The 5,257-nt window shown below is 63.5% G+C and carries 7 protein-coding genes and 1 other RNA gene; 6 read left to right on the top strand and 2 right to left on the bottom strand.

The features are described from left to right. Positions 1-127 precede the first annotated feature (127 nt). The gene (locus tag VJ811_RS18775; protein WP_324075212.1) at positions 128-607 is read left to right on the top strand and encodes a nicotinamide-nucleotide amidohydrolase family protein; all 480 of its coding nucleotides are present in this window, start codon (positions 128-130) and stop codon (positions 605-607) included. A 38-nt stretch (positions 608-645) separates the two neighbouring features. On the opposite strand, the gene ssrA is transcribed toward VJ811_RS18775, so the two are convergent. Continuing rightward, positions 646-1,002: a transfer-messenger RNA gene (gene ssrA, locus VJ811_RS18770) on the bottom strand. A 129-nt stretch (positions 1,003-1,131) separates the two neighbouring features. Continuing rightward, positions 1,132-1,542, bottom strand: a complete 411-nt coding sequence (mscL, locus tag VJ811_RS18765; RefSeq protein WP_324075210.1) for a large conductance mechanosensitive channel protein MscL — start codon at positions 1,540-1,542, stop codon at positions 1,132-1,134. A gap of 141 nt (positions 1,543-1,683) precedes the next feature. Between mscL and VJ811_RS18760 the strand changes: the two genes are divergently transcribed. From VJ811_RS18760 to VJ811_RS18740, 5 genes are all read left to right on the top strand, one after another. Beyond that, entirely contained in the window at positions 1,684-2,280 is a 597-nt protein-coding gene (locus VJ811_RS18760) for a LemA family protein (RefSeq protein WP_324075207.1), read from the top strand. Between the two features lies 1 nt (position 2,281). Further along, positions 2,282-2,794: a TPM domain-containing protein gene (locus VJ811_RS18755; RefSeq protein ID WP_324075205.1), complete on the top strand. Its 513-nt coding sequence runs from the start codon at positions 2,282-2,284 to the stop codon at positions 2,792-2,794. Next, positions 2,791-3,615, top strand: coding sequence for a TPM domain-containing protein (locus VJ811_RS18750; RefSeq protein ID WP_324075203.1), 825 nt, complete (start codon positions 2,791-2,793; stop codon positions 3,613-3,615). The genes VJ811_RS18755 and VJ811_RS18750 overlap by 4 nt, the downstream gene beginning before the upstream one ends. A gap of 12 nt (positions 3,616-3,627) precedes the next feature. After that, the gene (locus tag VJ811_RS18745) at positions 3,628-4,314 is read left to right on the top strand and encodes a TPM domain-containing protein (RefSeq protein WP_324075200.1); all 687 of its coding nucleotides are present in this window, start codon (positions 3,628-3,630) and stop codon (positions 4,312-4,314) included. Between the two features lie 62 nt (positions 4,315-4,376). Beyond that, on the top strand, positions 4,377-4,922 hold the full coding sequence (locus VJ811_RS18740) for an NUDIX hydrolase (RefSeq protein ID WP_324075199.1): 546 nt from the start codon (positions 4,377-4,379) through the stop codon (positions 4,920-4,922). The last annotated feature ends 335 nt before the right edge of the window (positions 4,923-5,257 follow it).

Below are 5,257 nucleotides of genomic sequence, written 5' to 3'. Positions count from 1 at the left end.
CCCCACAGGGCAGCTGATAGCAGCAGACTGACCATGGAAAGGGAAGCGATATCAGTCACTTCCCTTTCCCTCGTCTACCGAGGAAACAAGATCGGGGCCGAAACGTTAGGGGGAGATGGTCAGGGACTTGGATCTGGATGATCTGGTGGCGCAGCTGCTTCGCGCCGCGTCTGCACGCGATCTGCGAATAGCGACCGCCGAAAGTTGCTCGGGCGGAATGATGGCCTCGCTACTCACCGATGTCGAGGGACTTGGACATGTATTCGAGCGTGGCTTCGTCACCTACAGCGACGAAGCGAAGATAGAGATGCTGGGTATTGCGCCCGCGCTGATCGAGGAGAATGGCGCGGTCTCCGCAGCGGCCGCGAGGGCGATGGTGACGGGCGCGCTCGCTACCTCCGGTGCGGATTTGGCGCTCGCAATCACCGGCTTTGCCGGACCCGCCGGGGCGGAAGACGAGGAGGGCTTGGTATATTTGGCGGCCTTGCGCGGCGCACGAATGGAAACGCTCGAACTCCATCTCGGCGCTGCCGGCCGTGATGCCGTGCGGCGGCGATCCGCGTGCGAAGGCATCAGGTTGATGCTGCGGTTGATTGGGGAGGAATAGGTGGGACGATTCTGTTGCCCGGCTCGTCCCCAGCCGCTGGTATCCGATTCTGTTGCCCGGTTCGGTCCGAACCGCGTTCTATTTGTCTAACCTTAGGCCGTGAGGCTTATCGGTTAGGCAGCCAGAGCGAGTGCTTCGTTATCGTTAGCACCTATTGGTTTTGAGCCTTGAACGGGTTACTCAGCCCGGGCAAAAATATCGTCTTTGAACACACGTCGATCCTGGTTCGGCCCCGTCAGAAACCCGCGCGCCCATCAAAGAAACGCGGGTTTGTGGTGGAGCCGCCGGGTACTGCCCCCGGGTCCGCTGTGTCTATTCCACGACACCATTTATCACCATAGCCGGTCGAAACCGGCATGACTGATATAGGGTGCCCGCGCGCCGATGGAAAGGGCGGGCGTGCGCTTTATCGTAAGTTCGGCACCGGCCCGCTCCCCCACCCGGCCTCCCAAACCAGTTTACCCTGTGGGAGGCCGGGTGGGGGAGTGGGCCGGTGCCGTTCCGGCGTCAGCCGGAAAACACGCCTACTTCTTTTTCAGCTCGTCGCGGATTTCCGTGAGGAGGTCGACTTCGGTCGGCCCCGGTTCGGCCGGTTTGATGAACTTGCTCGCCTGCCGCACCAGCAGGAACACGACAAAGGCCAGCAGCACGAAATTGATCACCGCGGTGACGAAGCTGCCAAGCGCCATCACATTCGCGCCGGTCGCCTTCGCCGCCGCCAGCGTCATGCCCGCGGTCACTTTGTCGCCGCCCGTCAGCACCAGATATTTATTGGTGAAATCGACCCCGCCGCCGGTAACGAAGCCGATGAAGGGCATCAGCACGTCGTCGGTCAGCGACTTGACGATCGTTCCGAACGCGGCGCCGATGATGACACCGACGGCCAGTCCCATAACATTGCCCTGGTTCAGGAATGCCTTGAAATCCTTGATCATGTTTAACCCCTTTGGTCGCTACGCCTAGACTTCCAGAGTGCATGACACGATTATCCGCGTCAATGATTGCGGGTCGGCGGGCGTCTTACTATATTAAGTCAGTTGGCGCGGCGCCGTGCCGCGCGGAGGGAGTGTCCGACCATGACTTTGCGTTCCGCCCGCCTGCTGATCGTGCCCGTCGCCGCGATGTCGCTGTCCGCTTGCGGCATCAACAGCGTTCCCACCAAGGAAGAAGCCGCCAAAGCCAAATGGGCGAATGTCGAAGCCGCGTATCAGCGCCGCGCCGACCTGATCCCCAATCTCGTCGAAACCGCCAAGGGCGCCTCGCAGATCGAGCAGTCGACGCTTGAAGGCGTGATCCAGGCGCGCGCATCGGCGACGCAGGTCAAGCTGAGCACCGACGACCTCGAAGATCCCGCCAAGGTGCAGGCGTTCCAGCAAGCGCAGGGCAACGTGTCGAGCGCGCTCGGCCGCCTGCTCGTCACCGTCGAACAATATCCCGACCTCAAGAGCCAGGCACGCTTCGCCGACCTGATGACCCAGCTCGAGGGCACCGAGAACCGGATCAACGTCTCGGTCCAGGATTATAACGGCGCGGTGCAGGATTATAATACGACCATCCGCACCTTCCCCGACATCATCGGCGCCAAGATCGTCCATGGCGCGCAGCCGATGACGCCGTACAAGGCGATCACCCCGAATGCCAACCAGGCGCCGAAGGTCGACTTCGGACAGTAAAATGCGGTTTTCCGCCTTTGCCGCTCCGCTCGCGATCCTGATGATCGCGGGCGGCTGCAAGGCGGCGCCTGCACCAGAATCGGCAGTTTGCATGGGCGTTCCGAAGATAGCGCTCCAAGGGCGCATCACCGATTCCGCGAATATCCTGAGCGCAGAGGGTGAGCAGCAATTGTCCCAACGTCTCGCCGCCTATGAACAACGCACGACTCATCAGATGGCGGTCGCGACAACGAGCGCGCTCAATGGCGCGGACCCGATGGAATTTGCGACCTGCCTCGGGCGGCGCTCGGGTATCGGCAATGCCGGGCGTGACGATGGCATCCTCATTCTTATCGCGCCGAACGAGCGCCAATCCAGCATTGCCGTCGGCTATGGTCTGGAAAAAGCGCTGACCGACGTGGAAGCAAAAGCCGTGATCAAGGACATGATTCCGAGTTTCCAAAAGAGCGATTATGCCAGCGGCTTGAGGATCGGCATCGATGCCATTGCCGCGCAAACAGGAGATTCCAAATGAGGTCGCTTTTGCTCGGCTGGGCACTCGGCCTGTCGCTGCTCGCGGCACCCGCGGCTGCGCAGAGCTTTCCCAAGCTCGCAGGCAATCCGGTCGTCGATCAGGCCGACATCATCCCCGCGGCCGAGGAAGCGGCGCTCAACACGCAGCTGCTCGAGCTGGTGAAGACGACCGGGCACCAGCTTGTCGTCGCGACGGTCGGCGACCTCGAAGGCAATGATGTTTCCGACTATGGCTACAAACTGGGCCGCGCGTGGGGGATCGGTGACGAAGCGAAGGACGATGGTGTCGTTTTCCTGATCGCCCCCAACGAGCGGCGGATGCACATCGCCGTCGGCCTGGGCCTCGAGCCCATCCTCACCGACGCGCTGTCGGGGCGGATCATTCGCGACGTCGTGACGCCGAAATTCAAGGCCGGCGACATGCCCGGCGGGATCCAGGACGGCGTCAACGCGATCGCGCAGCAAATCCAGCTGCCGCCCGAGGAAGCGGCGGCACGCGCCGCCGCCGCCGACCAGGCCGAGCGCGACCGTTCCGGCGACGGCAATTTCGGCGGGCTTTTCTTCGTCGGCTTCATCATCCTGATCTTCTTCGTCCTGCCGATGCTGTCGCGCATGGGCCGCGGGAAGCGGCATCGCCGCGGCGGCCCGTGGGGCGGCGCACCGATCATCATCTGGGGCGACGACGATTGGGGCGGCGGCAGCGGCGGCTCCTCATGGGGCGGCGGTGGATCGAGTTGGGGTGGCGGCGGAGGCGGCGGCTTCGGCGGCTTCTCGGGCGGCGGCGGCTCGTTCGGGGGCGGCGGCGCCTCGGGCGGCTGGTAGGGGACGCAGGACATGCCACAGAAAATCAGCCATGTGAGCGAAGGCGATCACGATATCGTGACCGCGGCCGTTGCGGCGGCCGAGGCGCATACGAGCGGTGAGATCGTCACCGTCGTCGCGGCGAAGTCGAACGATTATGACGATGTCGCGCTCGTCTGGGCCAGCGTCGTCGCGTTCATCGCCATGTCGGTGATCGCGCTTTTCCCCGAATTTTACCGCAGCCTCTATGACCGGCTCACCGGCGGCTGGGGGCACGAACTCACCGCCAATCAATGGCTTGGAACGGTGATTGCTGTCGGCGTGCTCAAATGGATCGGCATGTGGCTGATCCTGCTGTGGCGGCCGCTGCGCATGGCGCTGACCCCGCGCGCGATCAAGGCGCAACGCGTCCGCGCGCGCGCGATCGACCTGTTCAAGGTCGGGACCGAGGCAAAGACGCTCGGCCGCACCGGCGTCCTTCTCTACCTCAGCCTGAAAGAGCATCGCGCCGACATCGTCGCCGACGAAGCGATCGCCGCCAAGGTCACGCCCGAAATCTGGGGCAATGCGATGGCCGCGCTGATCGAGCGTCTGCGCGTCGGCAAGCCGGGCGAAGGCATGGCGGAGGCGGTGCGTCAGATGGGTATCGTGCTCGCCGAACATTTCCCCAAGGGCGATGAAAATCCCAACGAACTTCCCGACCGCCTGATCGAACTCTAACCGACGGTGCCGTCAATAAATAGGGACAGTCCCTATTTATTGGCCACACTCGAAAGGTAAAAATGACCCGCCCCGCCCCCGACACCCCCATCGAGACGCGGTGGGAAGGCCGCTTCATTTCCGTCAAGCAGCCGGGAACGTGGGAATATGTCTCGCGCGCCCGCGGCATTCATGCCGCGGTGATCCTCGCGATCGACGAGGGCGATGATGGCCGGCACGTCATCCTCGTCGAACAATATCGCGTGCCATTGAAAGTCCAGTGCCTCGAACTGCCTGCGGGACTGGTCGGCGACGACACCGCCGGCGAGGCATCGGAGATCGCGGCGCAGCGCGAGCTTGAGGAGGAAACCGGCTATCGCGCCGACCGCTGGCGCACCGTCGGCGAATTCTACAGTTCGCCCGGCATGGTCAGCGAAAGCTTCACGCTGCTGATCGCGACCGGGCTGACCAAGGTCGGCGAAGGCGGCGGGGTCGATGGCGAGGACATCATCGTCCACCGCGTCCCGCTGGACGGCGTCGCCGATTTCGTCGCGGCGAAGCGCGCCGAGGGCTGCGGGATCGATGTGCGCGTGGCGATGCTGCTGGCAGGCGGATTGTTGGCTGAATAGCTGGTTTCGACCGGAAGCGGCCATGGCCGCTTAGGCGGCTTTGAAAAGGATTCGCGCAGAGGCGCAGAGATCGCAGAGACGAAAAATCTTTCCCTCTGCGATCTCTGCGCCTCTGCGCGAATATCTTAAGATGCCAAGGTTCGACCAGAAGCGGCCATAATAATCCGTCGCCCCCGCCTCCGCGGGGGCGACGGTTATTTGGAATGGCAGCTCACCACCCCATACCGGCCATTCACTGTGCCCCCCTCTGCCGCCCGCGCATCACACCCGCGACTGCGCCAGCCGATGGACCGGGCCGAATTGCGCAATCGCGGCGCCGACGCAGGGCAGCGCGA

It is taken from the genome of Sphingopyxis sp. (assembly GCF_035250425.1).
Lineage (GTDB): Bacteria > Pseudomonadota > Alphaproteobacteria > Sphingomonadales > Sphingomonadaceae > Sphingopyxis.
The sequence above is the reverse complement of the archived record's forward strand: the minus strand, read 5'-3'. Positions and strand labels throughout refer to the sequence as shown.